Origin of the sequence: Paramesorhizobium salinisoli, from assembly GCF_003335045.1 — a bacterium.
GTDB classification, from domain to species: Bacteria; Pseudomonadota; Alphaproteobacteria; order Rhizobiales; family Rhizobiaceae; genus Paramesorhizobium; species Paramesorhizobium salinisoli.
On sequence record NZ_QOZG01000002.1, the window covers coordinates 424,344 to 445,325 of the forward strand.

14 protein-coding genes are annotated in these 20,982 nt (G+C 61.8%); 1 reads left to right on the top strand and 13 read right to left on the bottom strand.

What is annotated here, in order from left to right; genetic code table 11:
- Positions 1-70: 70 nt before the first annotated feature.
- From xylB to DUT91_RS05620, 13 genes are all read right to left on the bottom strand, one after another.
- Positions 71-1,516, bottom strand: coding sequence for a xylulokinase (xylB, locus tag DUT91_RS05565; RefSeq protein ID WP_114439362.1), 1,446 nt, complete (start codon positions 1,514-1,516; stop codon positions 71-73).
- A gap of 140 nt (positions 1,517-1,656) precedes the next feature.
- Complete coding sequence (pncB, locus tag DUT91_RS05570; RefSeq protein ID WP_114439363.1) at positions 1,657-2,961, bottom strand: nicotinate phosphoribosyltransferase; 1,305 nt, start codon at positions 2,959-2,961, stop codon at positions 1,657-1,659.
- Positions 2,962-3,149: 188 nt separating this feature from the next.
- Positions 3,150-11,744, bottom strand: coding sequence for a glycoside hydrolase family 94 protein (locus DUT91_RS05575; protein ID WP_114439364.1), 8,595 nt, complete (start codon positions 11,742-11,744; stop codon positions 3,150-3,152).
- Between the two features lie 280 nt (positions 11,745-12,024).
- Positions 12,025-13,071, bottom strand: a complete 1,047-nt coding sequence (locus DUT91_RS05580; RefSeq protein ID WP_114439365.1) for a sulfate/molybdate ABC transporter ATP-binding protein — start codon at positions 13,069-13,071, stop codon at positions 12,025-12,027.
- A gap of 97 nt (positions 13,072-13,168) precedes the next feature.
- On the bottom strand, positions 13,169-14,053 hold the full coding sequence (gene cysW, locus DUT91_RS05585; RefSeq protein ID WP_425373749.1) for a sulfate ABC transporter permease subunit CysW: 885 nt from the start codon (positions 14,051-14,053) through the stop codon (positions 13,169-13,171).
- Entirely contained in the window at positions 14,037-14,903 is an 867-nt protein-coding gene (gene cysT, locus DUT91_RS05590; protein ID WP_114439367.1) for a sulfate ABC transporter permease subunit CysT, read from the bottom strand. Before cysT ends, cysW begins: the two co-directional genes overlap by 17 nt.
- 52 nt (positions 14,904-14,955) lie before the next feature.
- Complete coding sequence (locus DUT91_RS05595) at positions 14,956-15,984, bottom strand: sulfate ABC transporter substrate-binding protein (protein WP_114439368.1); 1,029 nt, start codon at positions 15,982-15,984, stop codon at positions 14,956-14,958.
- A gap of 237 nt (positions 15,985-16,221) precedes the next feature.
- On the bottom strand, positions 16,222-16,419 hold the full coding sequence (locus DUT91_RS05600; RefSeq protein WP_114439369.1) for a hypothetical protein: 198 nt from the start codon (positions 16,417-16,419) through the stop codon (positions 16,222-16,224).
- An 11-nt stretch (positions 16,420-16,430) separates the two neighbouring features.
- Positions 16,431-16,937, bottom strand: coding sequence for a hypothetical protein (locus DUT91_RS05605; protein WP_200834907.1), 507 nt, complete (start codon positions 16,935-16,937; stop codon positions 16,431-16,433).
- Positions 16,934-17,113, bottom strand: coding sequence for a hypothetical protein (locus DUT91_RS25485; protein ID WP_147272158.1), 180 nt, complete (start codon positions 17,111-17,113; stop codon positions 16,934-16,936). The genes DUT91_RS05605 and DUT91_RS25485 overlap by 4 nt, the downstream gene beginning before the upstream one ends.
- A 233-nt stretch (positions 17,114-17,346) precedes the next feature.
- Entirely contained in the window at positions 17,347-17,937 is a 591-nt protein-coding gene (locus tag DUT91_RS05610; protein ID WP_114439370.1) for an SCO family protein, read from the bottom strand.
- Positions 17,937-18,917, bottom strand: a complete 981-nt coding sequence (locus DUT91_RS05615) for a DUF1775 domain-containing protein (protein WP_114439371.1) — start codon at positions 18,915-18,917, stop codon at positions 17,937-17,939. The genes DUT91_RS05610 and DUT91_RS05615 overlap by 1 nt, the downstream gene beginning before the upstream one ends.
- A 76-nt stretch (positions 18,918-18,993) precedes the next feature.
- On the bottom strand, positions 18,994-19,386 hold the full coding sequence (locus tag DUT91_RS05620; RefSeq protein ID WP_114439372.1) for a hypothetical protein: 393 nt from the start codon (positions 19,384-19,386) through the stop codon (positions 18,994-18,996).
- Positions 19,387-19,733: 347 nt separating this feature from the next.
- Between DUT91_RS05620 and DUT91_RS05625 the strand changes: the two genes are divergently transcribed.
- Positions 19,734-20,972 carry an Mrp/NBP35 family ATP-binding protein gene (locus DUT91_RS05625; protein WP_114439373.1) on the top strand — a complete coding sequence of 413 codons (1,239 nt, stop codon included), beginning with the start codon at positions 19,734-19,736 and terminating at the stop codon, positions 20,970-20,972.
- Positions 20,973-20,982 lie beyond the last annotated feature (10 nt).

Consider the following 20,982-nt stretch of genomic DNA (forward strand, 5'->3'; position numbering starts at 1 on the left):
TCCTCTGCCTTGCCGGGCAGGGGGAGGTGAAGTGCTCAGGGACATGTGGGAAGAGTATCGCCTCTCTCCTTCAGTTGCGAAGCGCGGGGTAGAGCGAGCGGTAGCGGGCATAGGCGTCATCGAAGGCGCCCCGCAGGCGAGGCTCCGGCTCGATCGTCTCGGCGATGGCGGGCAAGGTGCAGACGGCCCACGGGTCGGCCTTTTCCGCCGCAATCAGCCCCAGGCGCGCCGCGCCAAACGAAGCGCCGAAATCACCATCGGTGGGCACATCGATCGGTAGATCGAGCGCCGTCGCGATCGCCCGCAGCCAATAATCCGAACGCGAGCCGCCGCCGACTGCCGTCAGGCGGTCGAGTTTGGCGCCGGCGGTGGCGAGTGCTTCAAGATTGTCCCGAAAGGCAAAGGCGACACCTTCGACAACCGCCTGCGTCAGGGCGGCGCGATCGCTTTCATGGCCGAGGCCGACAAAGGCGCCACGTATCGCGGCATCATTGTAAGGCGTGCGCTCACCTGAAAGATAGGGCAGGAAGGTGACGCCCGAGGGCGCTTTCAGTCCCTCTCCCAGTTCCGCCGTGAGATTGGCTGCGTTGCTGCGGGCGATCCCGGCATACCAGTTGAGGGCGTCCGTCGCCGACAGGATGACGCCCATCTGGTGCCAGGTTTTCGGCAGCGCGTGGCAGAACGTATGAACGGCGCTTGCCGGATTGGGCAGATATGCGCCATTTGCCGCGAACAGAACACCTGAGGTGCCGAGCGAAATAAAGGCGTGGCCGGGCGATACGACGCCCATGCCGCAGGCGGATGCCGCATTGTCCCCCCCGCCGCCGGCTACCACAGCATCGCCGCGTATTCCCCAGCGCCGGGCAAGCTCGGGTTTCAGCACGGCGGAAATTTCGGTGCCCTCGACCAGGGAGGGCATATGGCTCTCGTCAAGATCAGTGGCAGCCAGAAGCTCCGGCGACCAACGGCGCTGGCCGACATCCAGCCAAGCCGTTCCCGCCGAATCCGACATATCAGAGACATATTCGCCGGTCAGCCAGAGGCGCAGGTAATCCTTGGGCAGCAGAACCCGCGCGACCTTGGCAAAAATTCCCGGTTCATTGTTCTTCACCCACAGGAGCTTCGGCGCCGTGAAGCCTGGAAAGACGATATTGCCTGTGATCTCGCGGAAGCGCGGATCGGCATCAAGTTCAGCGGCTTCCTTGTAGCTGCGCGTATCGTTCCACAAGATGCATGGCCGCAGCACCTTGCCGTTGCTGTCCAGCAATGTCGCCCCATGCATCTGGCCGGAGAGGCCGATGCCCCGCACGGCGGCGAGCCGCGCCGGGAACGTCGACTTCATCACGTCGAGCACGGTTTCCAGCGCATCGATCCAATGCGCCGGATTCTGCTCCGACCAGCCCGAATGCGGGCGCGAAACGTTCAAAGAGGCAGAGGCGGAGGCGGTTATGCGCTGATTGTCGTCAATCAGCAGAGCCTTGATGCCCGAAGTGCCAAGATCAATTCCAAGATACATGATGTGCCATCTCCTCCCGCTGGCCAACACATTCTTTGCTTATTTTGCTTGCACAAGCCCAGGCAGAAGGTAACCCGTACTTTCGTGGGAAACAGCACCTGCCTCCTCCGAAAAGCGTGACTTACCCTCCTTGGACCTGTCTAAACCTTCACGAGATGCTCCACGCGATCCTCGTTGCCGAAGAATTCGAGATAACGCTGAACCTCCTTCGGATCGCCCGTCGCCTTGCGCGGGTTGTCCGAAAGCTTGACCGCCGGGTGGCCATTCGCCTCGCTGACCTTGCAGACCAGCGAGATCGCGGTCAGGCCCTCGACATCCGTCGGGGCGCATCCGGCGAAATCATTGGTGAGATTGGTGCCCCAGCCGAAACTCATCCGCACCCTGCCATGGAAATGGCGGTAGGTCTCCTCGATGGTATCGACATCGAGCGCATCGGAGAAGATCAGAATCTTCTCACGCGGGTTCTTGCCCTTCTCCTTCCACCAGCGAATAATGCGTTCGCCGCCTTCGATCGGCGGGGCACTGTCCGGGCGAAAACCCGTCCAGTCGGCGACCCAATCCGGCGCATCGCGCAGGAAGGCGGTGGTGCCGAACGCATCGGGGAGCACGATCAGGAGATTGCCGCCGTAATAGCGGTTCCATTCCTGCAGCACGCGATAGGGGGCGGTGCGCAACTCCTCGTCGTTCCTGGACAGGGCAGCGAGAACCATCGGCAGTTCATGCGCATTGGTGCCGAGGGCTTCGAGATCATTATCCATGGCGAGCAACACGTTGCTCGTGCCGGTGAAGGCCTCGCCGATCCCTTCCTTCAAGGCCTCGACGCACCAGCGCTGCCACAGGAAGGAATGGCGACGGCGCGTGCCGAAATCCGAAATCCTGAGATCGGGAAGCTGGCGCAGACGTTCGACCTTGCTCCACATCTTCGCCTTGGCGCGGGCGTAGAGCACATCGAGCGAAAAGGGACCGAGCGATTTCATCGCCGCGCGGGAGCGTAATTCGTTGATGATGGCGAGGGCCGGGATCTCCCACATGGTGGTGTGCATCCACGGGCCATGGAAAGTCAGCTCGTACTGGCCATGGCGCCGGACCAGCTCATATTCCGGCAACTGGAAATCGGCGAGCCAGGCGAGAAATTCCGGCGCGAAGATCTGCTTGTGACCATAGAAGGTGTTACCCGCCAGCCAGATCATTTCCTTTTTGCCGAAGCGGAGCGTGCGCGCATGGTCGAGCTGGGCCCGCAACTCCGCTTCCTCGATCTCATCGGCAAGGCGCACGGAGGTCGTGCGGTTGATAAGGGAGAATGTGGCGTCGACCTTGGGGTAGAGGCCCCAGATCATCTGCAGCATCAGGAGCTTGTAGAAATCCGTATCCAGCAGGCTGCGGATGATCGGGTCGAGTTTCCACGTGTGATTGTAGACACGCCGCGCGATATCAGTTTTGGCCATACTGCCCCGATCTCCACCCAATGCCCCCATTTTGCCGGACCGGCATGGACGCGCGCTATCTGCTGACTGCCGGGCAGCGTTATCGAGCAACGCACCGGACTTGCTGTCGAAGGCAGCCCATCACCTTGCATGTGCAAGGACAATCAAAGCCGCCGCAAATGAGGAGCGGGAAAATCCCGCCTCTTCGTTTAGCTTTTTGCGGTTGCTTTGGGAAGCTCCACCACGATTTCGTGATCGCCTGCTTTCTTCAGCGGAATACCCTCCTCAGGCTGAGGCACTTTCTTGCCGTCGAGCTTGACGGATTTGACCTTCGCGCCTGTTTTGACCGTAATGCGGTAGGTGGCTTCACCGATCCGCAGCGAGATCTTGCAGCCGTCCCATTCCGGCGGCAGCGCCGGATCGATGAACAGCCGGTCGGCACGCCGGTTCAGGCCGAGAATGCCTTCCGTCGCGACACGGTACAGCCAGCCGGCGGAGCCGGTGTACCAGGTCCAGCCGCCCTGCCCCCGCCGGGGCTCCACGGAATAGATATCGGCGGCAACCACATAGGGCTCGACACGGTAGCCGTCGGGATCGCTGCTGTGATGGATCGGGTTGATCATCTGGAACCAGCGATAGGCCTCTTCATTCTTGCCAAGCTTCGTCAACGCCAGGATCGCCCAGGTTGCGCCATGGGTATATTGGCCGCCATTCTCGCGCACGCCAGGCGGGTAGCCCTTGATATAGCCGGGTTCCTGCTCCGTCTTGTCGAAAGGCGGCGTGAACAGGCGCAGCAACTCACCTTCCTTATCGAGAAGATGCTCGCGCACCGATTGCATCGCTCGCTCGGCCCGCTTTGGATCGGCGATACCCGAGAGCACACCCCAGGACTGGGCAATGGCGTCGATGCGGCACTCGTCGCTTTCCTTCGAGCCAAGTGGCGTACCGTCGTCATAATAGCCCCGGCGGTACCACTCGCCGTCCCAGCCAGCCGCTTCGAGCGCAACCTTGAGGTCAGCGAAATGCTGGCGCCAGGCCTCGGCACGTGCCTGATCCTTGCGCGCCTCGGCGATCGGGATGAAGTTGCGCAGCGTATGGGCAAGGAACCAGCCGAGCCAGACGCTCTCGCCCTTGCCATGGATGCCGACGAGGTTCATGCCGTCGTTCCAGTCGCCGCCGAGCATCAGCGGCAAGCCGTTCTGGCCAGTTCGGGCGATGGCAAGATCGAGCGCCAGCGCGCAATGCTCGTAAATGCCAACCGTGTCCTCGGAGACAGCCGGTTCATAGAAGGCGTCGTGTTCGCCCTCTGCGAGCGCCTTTCCTTCTAGGAACGGCACCTGTTCGTCGAGAACAGCGACGTCGCCCGTGACCTCGGTATAGAGGGCTGCGGCATAGCCGAGCCAGACGACATCGTCCGATATCAGCGTGCGCACGCCCGCGCCCGTGGCAGGCAGCCACCAATGCTGCACATCGCCCTCGCGGAACTGCCGCGATGCAACGTTGACCAGTTGCTTGCGCGCCAGCGATGGATCGAGCGCCAGAAGCGCCAGCGTGTCCTGCAGCTGATCGCGGAAACCGAAGGCGCCACTTGCCTGATAGAACGCAGCGCGCGCCCAGATACGGCAGGCTAGGCTCTGATAGGGCAGCCAGCGATTGACCATGAGGTCGAAGGACGGATCCGGCGTTTCCACCTGCAGTCCGCCGAGGAAATCCTTCCAGAAGGTCTGTGCCGCCTGAAGCGTCTTGTCGAAGGATTTCTTCTTCCCTTCCGCGATGAGGCGGCGCGCCTCATCCTCGCCGTCGGCGCTGCCGATGAAGAAGACGATCTCCTTCTCCGCACCGCCGGCTATATCGATATCGAAGGCGAGAGCCGCGCATGGATCGCGCCCGGCTTCAACCGTGTTCGAAAGGGTCCTGCCCTGAACGACGGTATCAGGCCGCTCGACCGAACCGGTGGCGCCGATGAACTCGACGCGGTCGGCTGTCACCGTCGCCGGTGCGATCGAACCGGCGAAGAAGGCGATCTGGTTCGATTTTTCCACATGATAGGGATTGCGGGCAAAGAGAGCGCCGAGCTTGGCATCATGCGAGGGCACGATGAACGGCGCATTCTTGGCGCGGACATTGCCCAAAACCCATTCGACATAGCCATAGACGCGCAGCCGCTTCGGCAGCTGGCTGCGGTTGGTGATCAGCAGCCGCGACAGCCGTACAGGGTTTTCCGTATCGACGATGTGGGTCAGCGTCATCGCCAGATTGTTCTGCTCGGAGGAGAAGCTGGAATAGCCGTGGCCGTGCTTCGCCTCATAGACCGCTGTTTCGTCGCGCAAGACAGCCGCGACCGGTGAGCAGGCGACGCCCGTTTCGAGATCGACGACATAGATCGCCTCTCCGGGACGGTTCGCCACCGGATCGTTGGCCCAGGGCGTCAGCTGATAATCGCGGCTGTTGCCGGCCCAGGTGAAGCCTGCGCCTTCGGCCGAGACATGGAAACCGAACGTCGGATTGGAGATGACGTTGATCCAAGGATGCGGTGTGGTGCGCAGTCCGTTGAGGCGGACGACATAGTCGCCTTCAGCGTCAAAGCCGCCATAGCCGTTCCAGAACTGCAGATCCCCGCCTTCCGGCAAGGCCATCTTTTTCGGCGATGTAGCGTTTGCGGGCGCTGGCAGCTTTGCCGTTTCGGCAGCGCGCTCGGCGGCGGCCGGTGCGCTTTCGGCTTCGGCGATGCTTTCGCTGCGCGCGGCGAGATCGCCTGATATCTCCTCGGTGCGGCGAAGCTGCTCGGCAAGCGAACCGTTCTGCGCGTGCATGACGATGCGGGCGGAAGCGAGCAGCGTATTGTAGGTCTCGTCGCTCATCAGGTCGCGGCGCACCGCGAAGATGTGCTGGCGCGGACCGGCCCAGGCGCCGCGGGCGCGATAATTGTCGCAGACCCATTCGATACCGCGGTGGAAATCCTGGGCATAGGAGAACGAGCGTTCGTTGATGGCGACGACATCGACGACCAGTCCCTTGGCGCGCCAGTATTCCTGCGCCTTGAGCACATCGCGCAGCACGTCGAGTGCCGCTTCATTGTCCATGCGCAGGGCGAATATCGGGAAGTCGCCCGATATGCTGAGCGGCCAGAGTTCCGATTGCTTGCCGAGGCCGGTGGCGATTGCCTCCGGCGACTGGCGCAGCGCCCGATCGGGATAAAGGAGATAGGTCCCGACCTTCTGGTATTCGGCGGCCTCTGCCGGGCCGATGCCGATATGATGCAGGCGGACCTGCGAGCGGGTCCATGACAGGGAGAACTCGCGCGCGAAACATTCGGGATGGCGATAGCGTGAGGCAGCTTCCTCGATGCCCTGGCGCGAATCGCTGGCGAGCGTCCAGAAGACCAGGCTCACCTTCTTGCGGGCGGGAACGCGCACGCGGCAGCGCACGGAGGCGACCGCATCAAGCACGCAGCCCTGGCTGCCCGTCAGGCGCGAACCGGGTTCGAAAGCGGCGGGGTTGCGCAGGCTGCGACCGCGCCCGATGAAGACGCGGCGGTCGGTCTCGGCCTCCGCCTCGCGCGCCGCGCCTGTCAGGTCGGCAACGAAATGCGCGACGTGAATATCGGGATCGGACGGCGCGCGCTTGCGCCTTGTGGCGTAGACCGTCGTGCCGTTGGCGGCGATCTCGGTCTCCACGAACATCTTGGAGAACGCCGGATGGGCGCTGTCCGTCTCATCAGGGGCCAGCACCAGCTCGGCGTAGGACGTCACCTCGATGACGCGGTCGCGTGAACTGGTGTTGATGATGTCGATACGCCTGCCCTCGCCGTTGGATTCGGAGGCGACGACGCATTCGACGACAGTCTTGATATCGCCGACGGTCTTGAAGAACTCGGCCTTGTCGTCGGTGAAAACGGTCTTCGTCTCGTCCTCGATGCTGCGGGTCGGCTCCCCTGTCGCGGACCACCAGTTGCCGCTTTCGACATCGCGCAGGAACAGGAAGGTTCCCTGCATGTCCTCGGCCGCATCCGGCTGGAAGCGGGTGATCGACAGATTATTCCAGCGGCTGTATCCCGCGCCGCTGGCGGTCAGCATCACGGCGTATTGGCCGTTCGACATCAGTTGCGTGGCGCGCGGCGCCCTGAGCGGCGTCTCGATGATCCGCATCGGCGCGTCGTCGAAGCCGCCATTGTCGACCCGCATCGGATTTTCCGTCTTGGCGTGAACCATCGGAATTTCACGCGGCGCCTTTTCCTGGAGCAGCAGTTCCGCCGCCTCGATCACCGGATCGCTGTGGAAGCGCTCGCGCATGCGGCCGTCGAATATGACGTTGTCGACGGCAATGATCGACATGCCGCTATGGTGGGCATAGTAGTTGCGCACGATGGCGCATTTCTCGCCCTCGCGAACACGCGACGGCGTGAAATCCACTGCATCGTGGAAGCCATAGGGACCGAGCGCGCCCAGCGCCTTGAGGCGCTTGAGATTGGCCACGGCTTCCGCCGGCTGGTACTGCGCGGCCAGCAGGCTCGCATAGGGCGCGATCACCGCATTGCGGGAAAGACCGCGCTTCAGTCCAAGCGTCGGCACGCCGAAATTGGTGTACTGGTAGTTCATCTCGGAATCGCGCGCATTATAGGCGGCTTCCGAAATGCCCCAGGGGAGTCCGCGCGAGGTCGCATATTCGATCTGGCGCTTGACGACCAGCTTGTTGGTCTGGTCCAGCATCGAGCCCAGCGGCTCGGTCATCACGAGCGGCGGCATCAGATATTCGAACATCGAGCCGGACCAGGACAGAAGTGCGCCCTTCCAGCCCACGGGAACGAGAAGCCGTCCGAGACGGAACCAGTGATCCACCGGAATATCGCCCTTGGCGATGGCGAACAGGCTTGCCAGGCGGGCTTCCGAAGCGAGCAGATCGTAGCAGCTCTCGTCCAATTCGTTTTCCTGCACACGATAGCCGATCGAAAGCAGGCGGCGTTCCTTGCGTTCGAGGAAATCGAACTGCATGTCGAAGGCAAGCTGGCGCGCGCGCGTGGCAAGGTTGCGCAGCCGCTCGCGCAATGCGTCCGTGTCATGCTCGCCGATAGCGTCGTCGGTATGCGCCTTGCAGGTATCGACCAGGATACGCGCCCACTGGCTGGCGGCGAGGCTCTCGGGGCTGCCGATCTCACTGTTCAGTTCATCGGTCAGCCGGACAATGTCATTGGCGAAGAGCGAAAGGTTGATCGTGCGGAAGGAGGCGGTCTCGGGCTCCTCCTTCACCGACCGGACAGCGCGGCGGAAATTGGAAATCCGCTCTTCCAGCCGGCGGCGCAACGGACGCAGGATGCGCCGGTCGTCGGGGATTTCGGCGATCGTCTCCTCAAGGATATCGTTGACGTCGAGAATGCCATCGAGATCGCTGTGGATATAGACGGACGGTGCCTCCGCCCATTCCTCGAGCGCCGAGGAAAGCGTGACCAGATGGCCCGCCAGATTGCCGCTGTCGACGGAGGAGACATAGAGCGGCATCAAGGGCTTGAGGCTGGTCGTGTCGTACCAGTTATAGAGATGGCCGCGATACTTCTCCATCTTCTCGACGGTCAAAAGCGTATTGTCGATACGGCCCAGCGTGTCGGCAAAGCCGATCCAGCCGAAATCGCGGGCAGCTACGACGGAGAGAAGATAGACGCCGATATTGGTCGGCGACGTGCGCGGGGCGACGATCGGGAACGGATCTTCCTGGAAATTGTCCGGCGGAAGATGATTGTGGTCCGCATTGGTAAAGGTCTCGAAATAACGCCAGGTGCGGCGGGCGAAGCGGCGCAGATCGCCCTTGTCGGAGGAACGGACCTCCAGCGTGTCCTGCGGCTTGGCAGAACGGCTGACGAGCCAGGCGATGAGTGGCGAGCAGAACCAGATGAGCACGAAGGGCAGCGCGATGAGAAGCCCCTTGCCTTCAAACAGAACCGGGATCAGCAGCGCTACGAGCGCGATGGCCATGGCGGGCCACATCAGCCTTGTATAATAGCCGAGCGTGTCGGGCGAGGACTTCGCCTGCGCCGCCGTGCGCCATTCCAGCAGATTGCGATGCGAGACGGTGAGGCGGTATAGCGTGCGCAAAATCGCATCAGCCATCAGGAAAGCCGAATGGGCGATGAAGGTCGTTCGCAGCGCCACATCCGCTGTTCCGAGCGTGATGTCGGTCAGGATCGACTGCAGATGGCCCTTCAGCGAATAGTCCATGCTGGCCGGGATGAGATTGGTGATCAGGCCGAAAGTCGGCGCGACGAACATGCTTGCCAGCAGGAAGAACTGCCACAGCGCCGCCGCGCCGAGCGGCAGGAACGACCAGCCGGCCACGGACGCGATGAGCCAGAGGATCGGATTGAGCGAGCGGCGCAGATTGTCCGCCATCTTCCAGCGTGTGATCGCGGTGACGCTGCGATCGGTCGAGAATAGATAGGGCAGAAGCTGCCAGTCGCCGCGCGCCCAGCGATGGTGGCGCGATATGTCGACATTGTATCCGGTCGGATAATCCTCGATGATTTCCACGTCGCTGACCAGCGCGCTGCGCGCATAGCCGCCTTCAAGGAGATCGTGGCTGAGGATGGTGTTTTCCTCGATACGCCCGGCCAGCGCCTTTTCGAACGCATCGATATCGTAGAGACCCTTGCCAGTGAAGGTGCCCTCACCCAGCATGTCCTGATAGACGTCGGAAACGGCAAAGACATAGGGATCGATGCCGCGATTGACCGAGAAGACGCGCTGCAGGAAAGACGCATCGTCGCCCGTCGTCAGCGACGGTGTGACGCGTGGCTGCAGGATGCCGTAACCGCGCATCACAAGCCCCGTCTTTTCATCGACGACCGGACGGTTGAGCGGATGGCTGAGCTTGCCGGCGAGATAGGTGACGGATTCCGGCGTCAGGCGCGTGTCGGCGTCAAGCGTCATGACGAATTTTATGCCAGACGGCAGTCGCTCGTCGGCAGGAAAGAAGCTGGTGTCCTGATCGCCGCGCAGGAGCAGGTTGAGTTCGTGCAGCTTGCCACGCTTGCGCTCCCAGCCCATCCAGCAACCCTGCTTGGGATTGTACAGGCGGCGGCGGTGCAGGACGAAGAAGCGCGGCTGGCTCTCGCCGGTATAGTGATAGTTCAGCTTGGCGATTTCGGCGCGCGCATATTCGAGCACCTCCATGTCGGCCGCCGTCATCTCCTGGTCCGAATCCATCCAGTCGCTGACCAGGGCGAAATAGACCTCGCCGCGCGGGTTGGTGAGGTAATGGACCTCGAGATTGCGGACATGCTCATCGACGGAATCACGCGAGGTGATGAAGGTCGGCACCGCCACCAGCGTGCGGGCTTCCGCCGGCAGGCCTTCCTTGTATTCGTAACCGATGAGCCGCGTCGGCTGGATGAACCATGGCACCAGCGAACTGAACAATGCATAGGCCGCATCGACCGCCGGGAAGACGGCAAGCAGGGTGAAGGCGGCGGCTGTGCCGTCCGACAGGCCCAGCCGGGTCAGGCAAAAATGGACGAGGGCCAGCGTGATCAGCGTCAGGACGGCGATCGGCGTCGCAAGGCCCCAGAGGCCGAGGCCGCGGTAGAAGCGCAACAGGCGCAGCGACAGAGGCGGCTTGTAGCCGCAGATACGCTCGAGCTCCCCCCGACCCTCACCCGCGAGATAATAGGCGACGGCTCCGGTGCCTTTGGCCTCTTCATGCCCGGCGACTTCGGCGCGATTGCCATCTTCGGCTAGCTTCAGCGCCGCCCATGTGATGTCGATCTCGCCCAGGCGGGAATGGCGCGCCATCTTTTCAATCGTGACGCGATAGGCATTGCGGGAGCGGAAATCCAGTTTTTCGAAGTCACTGTGCTCGCGCAGAATGGCATCGACCTCGTTGACGGTCTCGAACCATGCCGTCCAATCCACGTCGTCGATCGACTTGAGGCTGCGGATGATATTGCCCATGGAAACGCCGCCGGTCGACTGGCGGGCGTGTTCCTGGATGATGGCATCCTCGGCATCGCTGCCGTGCTTTTCGAGTTCGCCTTCCAGCCAGTCGGCGGCAGCCCCGACATCGGTCGAGCTGTTGCGCAACCGGTAAAGGAGGTGGGTCGCAAAAGTGCTGTCGCAGGCCGCTTCGCCATATTGGGACAGAACCTCGTTCATGTCCTCCTTGGACTGGGCAAGGGCGATCTTGTCGGCGACGATGTTGGCGAAATCACGCATCCCACGGGCGCGTTCGACGCGTAGCGCCAGACGGCGGGCATTCTCGATGAGGACGAAACGCACGGCGGAGGGCAGCGCCCACAATTCACCAATGCGCAGCGGCTCCACGGACTGGAAACCATTGACAATCGCGGTGAGGGTCTTCAGCGAAAAAACACTGTCGGTGTGGGCCACATAGAGCCAGGCCAGAGCGAAGATGCGCGGCATTCCGTCGACCGGCGGAAAAGGCGGCAATTGCCGGAGGAAGCGCGTGGGGAAATCGCGGCGCACCTGCTGAATGTTCTTGTCTACGGTATAATGATTGTCGAGCAGCCATTGCGCCGCCGGCGTGATCGTTTCTCCGGCGCGAGCCGCGGCATCGGACGAACGGTAGACCTCCAGGATCAGCCCTGCATTTTCCGACAGCCGCCTTTCGAAGGCGAAAGGCTCGTATCCCGGCAGCCGGATATCCTCTTTCTGCGCAACCGCCGCCGCGAGCTCCTGCAGCTCTTCGGGGGATTTGTAGGCTGCACGAATGGGATTCGGCAGCTCGGGAAGAAGTTTCCCATCAATCTTGGGGGAAAAGAGCGACGACAGGGAAGACATGGAAAAAGACAAAGCCGGCATATGCCTTTGCAGCCTTATGAATGAGACAGTTTTTTATTGTTCCAGGCCAGGGCGCCGGAGCAGACGGCTTTCCCGCACTGCACCCTTGGAAACGATGCGCCCCAGCCTCGACCCGTGGTTGCTGATTAGTTTTGGCCAAATTGCGTCAGGAGAGCCCTGAGTTCAGCTAAATCGTTTCATCCGCAACGCACAAATCGTTGTGTACATTAATCTTGCGTTAGATGGAATGCATCCGCAAGGCGCTTCTGTACGCCGCGTCACTGCCAGTAAAAGCCCCGCATCATCCTTGTACCGGGAAAAGCTTCCAGTGCCTGGGCTTGAAGGCAATGCTGCTCTTGTCGGCGGCAGGATGTTCGGCCGGCACTTCTATTTCAATGCGGTCGCTCCCGCCGCCAATTTCCAGCTCGACGCGGCGCGTGCCGCCGGCCCGGCGGCTTGCCACCACCGTCCCGACAATGCAGCCGCCCGCCGAGCTTTCGAGCAGTTCCACATCGTGCGGGCGGAAAAAGAGGGTCGCCTCGCCGTCCGGCATGTCGCCCGCCGACAGGCCGATATTGCGGTCGGCGCTCCATACGGCGCCATTCTCCATCCTGACCGGAAGCGAACTCGATTCGCCGATGAAGCCATAGACGAAGGGGGAATTCGGCCGATCGTAAACCTCGTCTGGGGTGCCGATCTGCTCGATGCGGCCCTGGCTCATGACGACGACGCGGTCGGCCAGTTCCAGCGCCTCGTCCTGGTCATGGGTGACGAATACGGTGGTATATCCCGTTTTGTCGTGGATTTCCCGGAGCCAGCGGCGCAGCTCCTTGCGCACCTGCGCGTCCAGCGCGCCGAAGGGCTCGTCGAGCAGCAGCACCCGCGGCTCGATGGCCATGGCGCGGGCAAGCGCCACGCGCTGACGCTGGCCGCCGGAAAGCTGTGTCGGATAGCGCTTCTCCAACCCGCCCAGTTGAACGAAATCGAGCAGTTCGAGTGCGCGGCGGCGGATTTCACCCTTTTCCGGCCGGTTCGAAGACGGGCGCACCTTGAGGCCGAAGCCGACATTGTCGAGAACGGTCATGTGCCGGAACAACGCATAATGCTGGAAGACGAAGCCGACATTGCGCTCCTGCACGGTCTTTTGCGAGGCATCCTCTTCACCGAAGAACACCGCGCCCTGCGTGGGCGTTTCCAGCCCGGCGATCAGGCGCAACAGGGTCGTCTTGCCAGAACCGGAGGGGCCGAGCAGCGCGATCAGTTCGCCGGAATTTATGTCGAGAGAAACATTGTGCAGCGCCGGAAAACGATCGAATTCCTTGCGCACATCGACAACTCGAACATCCATGCATAATTCCCTTCAATGTAGTGTTTCAGCCGCATGATCCCATCCGAAACGTCTGCAAGTTTTTGCTGACGCTGACCTTCGGTTCGGGATCATGCTTCTAGCTCGCCGCCAGCTCGGCACTGTATCGCATTTCGAGAAGCGATTTGAGAACCAGCGTGACGAGGGCAAGCAGTGCAAGCAGCGACGCCACCGCAAACGCGGCGACGAAATTATATTCATTATAGAGAATTTCCACATGCAGCGGCATGGTATTGGTCAGGCCGCGGATATGGCCCGAGACCACCGACACGGCCCCGAATTCCCCCATGGCGCGGGCATTGCAGAGAAGTGTGCCGTAAAGCAAACCCCATTTGATGTTGGGCAGCGTCACATACCAGAATGTCTGCCAACCATTGGCGCCCAGTGAAAGCGCCGCCTCCTCGTCGCCGGTGCCCTGCTCCTGCATCAGTGGAATCAGCTCGCGCGCGACGAAGGGAAAGGTGACGAAAATCGTCGCCAGCACGATGCCCGGCACGGCGAACAGGATCTCGACGCCGTGGCTCCTCAGCCAGGAACCGAGCACGCTCTGCGCCCCGAACAGAAGGACGAAGACGAGGCCCGAAATGACCGGCGAGATCGAGAACGGCAGGTCGATCAGCGTCGTCAGGAACGCCTTGCCCTTGAACTCGAACTTGGCGATCGCCCAGGCCGCGGCAACACCGAAGACCAGATTGAGCGGCACGGCGATGGCTGCGACCGTCAATGTCAGGCGGATGGCGGCGAGGGCGTCAGGCTCGACGAGCGAGGCGATATATTCGCCCGCGCCTTTCCTGAATGCCTCGACGAAAACGGAAACAAGCGGCAGGAGCAGAAACAAGGCGAGAAAGGCAAAGGCGATTGCCATCAAGCCCAAGCGCGCGCCGGGGCTCTCGGTCACCGCGCTGTGGCGTGGAGGCTGACCTGCCCGCCGCCGCACCTTTACCGGGTTAGGCGCCATAACCATACCTCCTGCGGCTCCAGGCCTGGATGAGGTTGATGATGAACAACATCATGAAGGCAATGATCAGCATGATCGTCGCGACAGCCGTGGCGCCGGCATAATCATATTCCTCCAGGCGGATGACGATCAGGAGCGGCGCGATCTCGGTCTGGTAGGGTGTGTTGCCGGCGATGAAGATGACGGAGCCATATTCACCGACGGCGCGGGCGAAGGCGAGCGCAAAGCCGGTCAGGATGGCCGGCTGCAGGCCCGGCAGAAGCACGCGCCAGATCGTCTGGAAGCGGCTCGCGCCGAGCGTCGCCGCCGCCTCCTCGATTTCGCGGCTGATCTCTTCCATGATCGGCTGCACGGTGCGGACGACGAAGGGCAAGCCGATGAACACAAGCGCCACGATGATGCCGAGTTTGGTGAAGGCAATGCGTACGCCCAGCGGGGCGAGGAGGCTGCCGATCCAGCCGTTGGGCGCATAGAGCGCCGTCAGCGCGATGCCGGCGACGGCGGTGGGCAGCGCGAAGGGCAGATCGACGATGGCGTCCACGAAACGCCTGCCGGGAAAGCGGTAGCGCACCAGCACCCAGGCTACGATGACGCCGAAAACCACATTGATCAACGCCGCGACGAAGGAGGTGCCGAAGCTCGTCTCCAGTGCGCGTATCGTGCGCAAATCCGTGGCGACCGCCCAGAATCCCGACCAGCCAAGCGATGTCGTGCGCAGGATCAGGGCGGATAGCGGAATAAGGATGATCAGCGCGAGGTAGGCAAGACTGAAGCCGAGCGTCAACCCGAAGCCGGGAATGATACTCGGCTTTTTCATCTGCCACCCTGCCCGCGACGAGACAGGAATGGAGGTCATTTCATATCGTTCCCATTATCTTTATCGAGGCCCCTTGTTTGCATCGGAGCCCTTATTTGCCGGGCTTGTATATCTGATCGAAGGTGCCGCCATCGCCGAAGTGATAGGGCTGCGCCTTGCTCCACCCGCCGAAAACGGGATCATCGATCGTCACCAGCGTCAAGTCCGGAAGTTTGGCGCGCTCATCCGCCGGAACCAGCTCGGGCTTGGCGGGACGGTAGAAATGTTTGGCGGCGATGCGCTGGCCTTCCTCGGAGTAAAGATATTGCAGATAGGCCTCCGCGACCTTGCGGGTGCCCTTTGCATCGACATTCTTGTCGACGACCGCGACCGGAGGCTCGGCGAGGATCGATTGCGGCGGCACCACGATGTCGAATGCATCGGCGCCGAACTCCGCGACCGAGAGATAGGCCTCGTTTTCCCACGCCAGCAGCACGTCGCCGAGCTGGCGCTGGACGAATGTGGTCGTGGCGCCGCGCGCGCCGGTGTCGAGCACCGGCACATGCTGGAACAGCTCGCTCATATACTGCTTTATCCTGGCTTCATCGCCATCGTACTGCTTGTAGGCCCAAGCCCACGCCGCCAGGTAATTCCAGCGCGCGCCGCCTGAAGTCTTCGGATTGGGGGTAATGACCTCGACGCCCTCCTTGACGAGATCGCCCCAGTCCTTGATGCCCTTCGGATTGCCCTTGCGGGTGAGGAAGACGATGGTCGACGTATAGGGTGCCGAATTGTTCGGCAGGCGCTGGCGCCAGTTTGCATCGATGTTGCCGGACTGCTTGACGATGGCCGTGATGTCGCTTTCGAGCGCCAGCGTCACCACATCGGCATTGATGCCGTCGATGACGGAGCGGGCCTGCTTGCCGGAACCGCCATGCGAGGTGCGGATCGTCACCGTTTCGCCGGTCTCGGCCTGCCAATGCCTGGCAAAGGCGGCATTGAAATCCTTGTAGAGTTCGCGCGTCGGATCGTAGGAAATATTGAGGATGGTCTGGTCGGCAAGGCCCTGCGGGACCGCACCGAAAACCACGGCTCCGGCAAGGAGTGCCGCGAAGGGGACGGACAGAGTATATCGGGCCATTGCGCTGCCTCCGGTGCTGATTACCTGACAAAACCTATCAGATCACCGGAGAATGCAGGATGCTATAAACCACCTATTTTAGTGGGATTTATAAAAATTTTCCGCGCAACGAGGGGATAAACGGGGAATTACATCCCAAGAGACATGCTGAATCGATAACGCACTTGCCGAGCCCGCGTGTGCAGAGGCCGCTCGCGGCGATGTTTATAGCCGCCGTTGCTTCCGCAGGAGCGGTTATCAATTATTGCGCACGTTGTGCGAGATATCCCTTACCAGTGATGCTGTCTCAGCGTAGGCATAGTGGATCACTGCCCGATCGAGGGCGATCTCGGCACGTTCGGGGCTCATCTCGGCACCCGCGGGAATGATGAAAATAGCCACCGTGAGTGCTGCGGCGGCGGCGATACCTAGACGTTTTTCAGTCCGTGAATTCATGATCCGTCTCCTTAGTGGAAAGTAGCCCGCTTCGGGCGGAAGAGAATGTCGTCGATGGCGTGCTTCGGTATTGGCAGCAAAGTCTGACCGAAATCGGCCAGAGTGTCGGCGAAAATGCGGGCCGCATCGGCCACTTCGTCGCAGCGCACCGGACATGAAATGGCGGCGAGGCAGGTATGCGCTGTCGGTGCATCGCCGTTCTGCATGGCCGAAACCAGCCCCAGCGTCAGGCATTCCTCCCGGCAGACATGATGCGAATCAAAGGGAAACGCCCGGAGCGGACAGGCGGCGCAATGGTTGAGCACTCGGATGAAATGCGACAGCTCGGCCAGTGCCTGCTTGCCCGCCGCCACCCCCAGTGCCTCGGTGTAGAGCGTCCACGCCATTTCCCACGGGATGACGGAGCCGGTCTCGAAGCCCGAGGTCCAGCGACGATAGCCTTCCAGCACCAGCTTTTCCGGAATACGGTCGAAATAGCAGCTATTGGAACCGTTAAGCTCGGAAATGCGCATGTTCATGCCCGCCTCCCCGGCATTTCGCCATGACAGGATGCGCATTTCGCGCTTTCACAGGCTTTGGATACACCCAAGCGCGGATGCGCCGGCTGCGGGTAAAAACGGCCGGTCGGCAGCAGATCCAGTTGCCAGGACAGCCCTTCCACCGCCCCGAGGCGGTGTAGATCAAGACCAATCATCAGGTCCTCCAATCGAACGGGTTCAAGGCCCAGACATCAAAGGGTATGCCCATGCGGGGCAGGCTTGCATAAAGCCGCCAGATTACTAGGATGTCAACACTAATTTTGAAAATCTATATATATATCAATACTTTAGAATTATTCTAGAGTACAATTGTCATGTTTATCCAGACCACCGCGCTGACGGGGGAATCGGCCCGGCTCGATCCCCCTCGTCGAGTGGAAGCGGGGGATCAACCGGCGATCAACCGCTTCAGCTTCTGCAGCGCGGTCGCGGGATCTTCTCCATACGCGATGGTCCCCTTCAGCCGGCCGTCGCGGTCGAGGAGAAAGACCGAGGCGGTATGGTCCATGGTGTAGCCGCCATCGTCGAGCGGCACCTTTTTGGCATAGACCTTCCAGCCGCCGATCAGCTTCGCCATCTCCGCCGGATCACCTGTGATCCCGGTGATACGGTCGGTGAAATTGCCGGTATAGGCTTTCATTACCTCAGGTGTGTCGCGTTCGGGATCGACGGTGACGAAGAAGGCGCGCAGATCCTTGCCTTCGTCGCCTAGCTGACCGAGCCAGCCGGCGAGTTCGTAGAGCGTCGTCGGGCAGACATCCGGGCAATGGGTGAAACCGAAGAACAGCACGCTCGGATGACCTTCAATGGCCTTTTCGGTGATCGGGTTGCCATCCTGGTCCACCAAGGTGAACGGAACGCCCAGTTCCGTCACCTGGGCGCCGGACTGGAACTTGCCGAGCCCATAGGTCACGGCGAGCAACAGGCCGAGGACGGCTATCGCCGCCCAGAGCCCGTATCGGATAACTCGCGTGTTCATCAGTGCTGGTGCTCCATCGAGGAGGCTGCGGCGCCCCCGACATTGAACATCACATCCACCTTGCCCGCCTTCTCGAATTCGAGCGTCACCGGCACGCTGTCGCCTTCCCTAAAGGGTTTCGCCACATCCATGAACATCAGATGCATGCCTCCCGGCTTCAATTCGACGGTTTCTCCGGCCGGCAGTTTGACGCCGTCCTGCAGCGCCCGCATCTTCATCACATCGTTTTCCATGGTCATTTCATGGATTTCGACGCGCTTGGCGGCGGGCGATGATGCGGCGACGAGCCGGTCGGCTTCCCCGCCTTCATTGTCGAGCTTGACATAGCCGCCGCCGACCTTGGCTCCCGGCACCATGGCGCGGACGAACGCGCCGGTGATTTCCACCGGCCCTGCCTTGACGGCGGCGTGCTCCATGCCACCATGATCGCCATGGCCCGCATGTTCATCTCCGGAAGCCGCGATCACCGTAAGCTGCGGCGCCGGACCCTCCAGATCATGCGGGTTCTGCCCCTCGGCGGGGATTTCCGTCCAGCTTACCGAAGCGTCCGCGCCGCAAAGCTGGGTGGCGGGGAAATAGAGGGTGGTGTCCTTGTCGAAATTCGCCAATTTACCGACGACGACGAATTCATCATAGAAATCGCTCGGCAGATTGCCGTCCGTCCAGCGGACTTCGCCGATACCGGAGCGGACTTCCTTGCCGTGAACGGTATAGGCCTTCTGGTAGTCGCCCTTCACGGTTTCGATTTTCCAGCCGGGCTTCGCCATGGGCTGGGCGGAAATGAAACCTTCCGGCAGCTTGATGGTAACGGCCGTGGTCGCCTTGCCGTCGCAGCCATGGGGAACGCGCAGAACGGCCTTGTAGGTGCTGCCCGCCTTGGCCTCGGCTTTTTCGAGCGTGGCGTGGGCCAGGGCGGGGGCGGAAAGGCCGGAAAATGCCAGAAGCGTTGCCGCGAATGCGGCGCATGTCGTGTTTTTCATCGTCTTTGATCCTGAACTATTTCAATGCGATTGGCGGCCGTGGGGAATCACAAGACCGTTCGGAGATGCTTTCAGGTCAGACGAAAGGCGGGGCTTGCGGCGGCGCAGAGGGCGGATAGGTATCTCGCCAGATGACGGGAACCGCCGGTGCGAATGCGATGATTTCGCCGGGGCTGAGGACCGGACCCGCGGTTTTCGGCGGCACCGGACAGGCGAAGGCGGCCGAGATACGGCAGGCCTCGCACGCATTGCCGTACTGATGCTCGTCGCGATGGTCATGAGTGTCGCCATTGCCGCCGGAGGGCAGGCAAAGCACCGGCACGGTGCCGTCAGGCAAGGTGTAGGCGGACAGATCGATGCCGCTATTGGGGCTTAAAATGACCGGTTTATGCGCAAAAGCAAGCAAAACAAGCGCGAATGCGCAGAAGAAGCGCACCATATTTCGCCCGTTTAACAGAGTTTCGCGCATGATTTTCCCGTTTTCCAGCGCTATTAGACGCCGCGAACTGTTCGTAGCGCAAGACCGCCGCGCTTGGAATGCGACAAAGCGAGCAGTCGGCCGTACAGTTGGACCAGAGAGAGAAAAAAGGACCGGCACGGGTTTCAAGGCCCGCGCCGGTAGTTGGGGAGGACCCGTTCTAAGTGATCCGACTGCGGATTGTTCCCGATGTCTGGCGTCCCACCGCAATGTTGAACGCCTGCGCCATTGGCCTTTGCATCGAACTGCATTATTTCAGGCGGATCAGGTTGGAGCGGAGAATTCGCTCTCACTGTATATGAAGGCGCTCCAGAGAGAGCCGAGCGGGATGGGATGAAATGACAGGCGTAACGCGCGAACAGGTTCTTGAGCGGCTCAAGACGGTAACCGGGCCGGATTTCGAAAGCGACATCGTCGCGCTCGGCCTCATCTCGGATATTTTCATCGCCGACAGAAAAGTCTTCTTCTCGATCACCGTGCCCGCCGAGCGGGCGCAGGAGCTGGAGCCGCTGCGCACCGCTGCCGAAAGGGTGGTGAAGGAGATACCGGGCGTCGAGAGCGCGCTCGTGACGCTGACAGCGGAAAAGAAGGGTGGCAGGACCAGTGACGATGCGCCGCCGCCGCGTCCAGCTTCCCGTCCTGCATCCCAGCCCATCCCGCAGCGACCGGCGCCAGCGGGCGCGGTTCCATCGCCGCGCGTGCCGCAGGCGCACACGCACACGCACACACCGGGCGCGGGCGGTCCGCAGGGCCAGCCGTCCCGCAAGCCGGGCATTCCCGGCGTCGGCGCGATCATCGCTGTGGCCTCGGGCAAGGGCGGCGTCGGCAAATCGACGACAGCCGTCAATCTGGCGCTCGGGCTGCAGGCGAATGGCCTTAAGGTGGGCATTCTCGACGCCGATATCTATGGTCCTTCCATGCCCCGGCTCCTCGGCATTTCCGGCCGCCCGGAAACAGTCTCCGGCCGCATCATGAAGCCGATGGAGAATTACGGCCTGAAGGTGATGTCGATCGGCTTCCTCGTCGATGAGGAAACGCCGATGATCTGGCGCGGGCCGATGGTCATGTCGGCGCTGACGCAGATGCTGCGCGAGGTGGAATGGGGCGAGCTCGACGTGCTCGTCGTCGACATGCCGCCCGGCACGGGCGACGCCCAGCTGACCATGGCGCAGCAGGTGCCGCTCGCCGGCGCCGTCATCGTCTCGACGCCGCAGGACCTCGCGCTGATCGACGCACGCAAGGGGCTGCACATGTTCCGCAAGGTCGATGTGCCGCTGCTCGGCATCATCGAGAACATGAGCTATTTCATCGCCCCCGATACCGGCACGCGCTATGACATTTTCGGCCATGGCGGCGCGCGCAGGGAAGCGGAACGCCTCGGCGTGCCGTTCCTCGGCGAAATACCGCTGCACATGCAAATCCGCGAGATGTCGGATGCGGGAACGCCCGTAACCATCAGCGAACCCGATGGCGTGCACGCGAAGATCTATCGCGATATCGCCGCCGAGGTCTGGCAAGGGGTCGAAACCGCGCGCGCGTCACAGACGAGACCCGCGCCGGCGATTGTTTTCGAGTGAGGGGGCGTAT

Bases quoted from the DNA above. Each gene is read 5' to 3' on its own strand.
- xylB (WP_114439362.1), bottom strand. From the start codon at position 1,516: ATGTATCTTGGAATTGATCTTGGCACTTCGGGCATCAAGGCTCTGCTG.
- DUT91_RS05575 (WP_114439364.1), bottom strand. From the start codon at position 11,744: ATGCCGGCTTTGTCTTTTTCCATGTCTTCCCTGTCGTCGCTCTTTTCC.
- cysW (WP_425373749.1), bottom strand. From the start codon at position 14,053: ATGGTTATGGCGCCTAACCCGGTAAAGGTGCGGCGGCGGGCAGGTCAG.
- DUT91_RS05615 (WP_114439371.1), bottom strand. From the start codon at position 18,917: ATGAAAAACACGACATGCGCCGCATTCGCGGCAACGCTTCTGGCATTT.
- DUT91_RS05610 (WP_114439370.1), bottom strand. From the start codon at position 17,937: ATGAACACGCGAGTTATCCGATACGGGCTCTGGGCGGCGATAGCCGTC.
- DUT91_RS25485 (WP_147272158.1), bottom strand. From the start codon at position 17,113: ATGATTGGTCTTGATCTACACCGCCTCGGGGCGGTGGAAGGGCTGTCC.
- DUT91_RS05600 (WP_114439369.1), bottom strand. From the start codon at position 16,419: ATGAATTCACGGACTGAAAAACGTCTAGGTATCGCCGCCGCCGCAGCA.
- DUT91_RS05625 (WP_114439373.1), top strand. From the start codon at position 19,734: ATGACAGGCGTAACGCGCGAACAGGTTCTTGAGCGGCTCAAGACGGTA.
- DUT91_RS05595 (WP_114439368.1), bottom strand. From the start codon at position 15,984: ATGGCCCGATATACTCTGTCCGTCCCCTTCGCGGCACTCCTTGCCGGA.
- DUT91_RS05620 (WP_114439372.1), bottom strand. From the start codon at position 19,386: ATGCGCGAAACTCTGTTAAACGGGCGAAATATGGTGCGCTTCTTCTGC.
- pncB (WP_114439363.1), bottom strand. From the start codon at position 2,961: ATGGCCAAAACTGATATCGCGCGGCGTGTCTACAATCACACGTGGAAA.
- cysT (WP_114439367.1), bottom strand. From the start codon at position 14,903: ATGACCTCCATTCCTGTCTCGTCGCGGGCAGGGTGGCAGATGAAAAAG.
- DUT91_RS05605 (WP_200834907.1), bottom strand. From the start codon at position 16,937: ATGAACATGCGCATTTCCGAGCTTAACGGTTCCAATAGCTGCTATTTC.
- DUT91_RS05580 (WP_114439365.1), bottom strand. From the start codon at position 13,071: ATGGATGTTCGAGTTGTCGATGTGCGCAAGGAATTCGATCGTTTTCCG.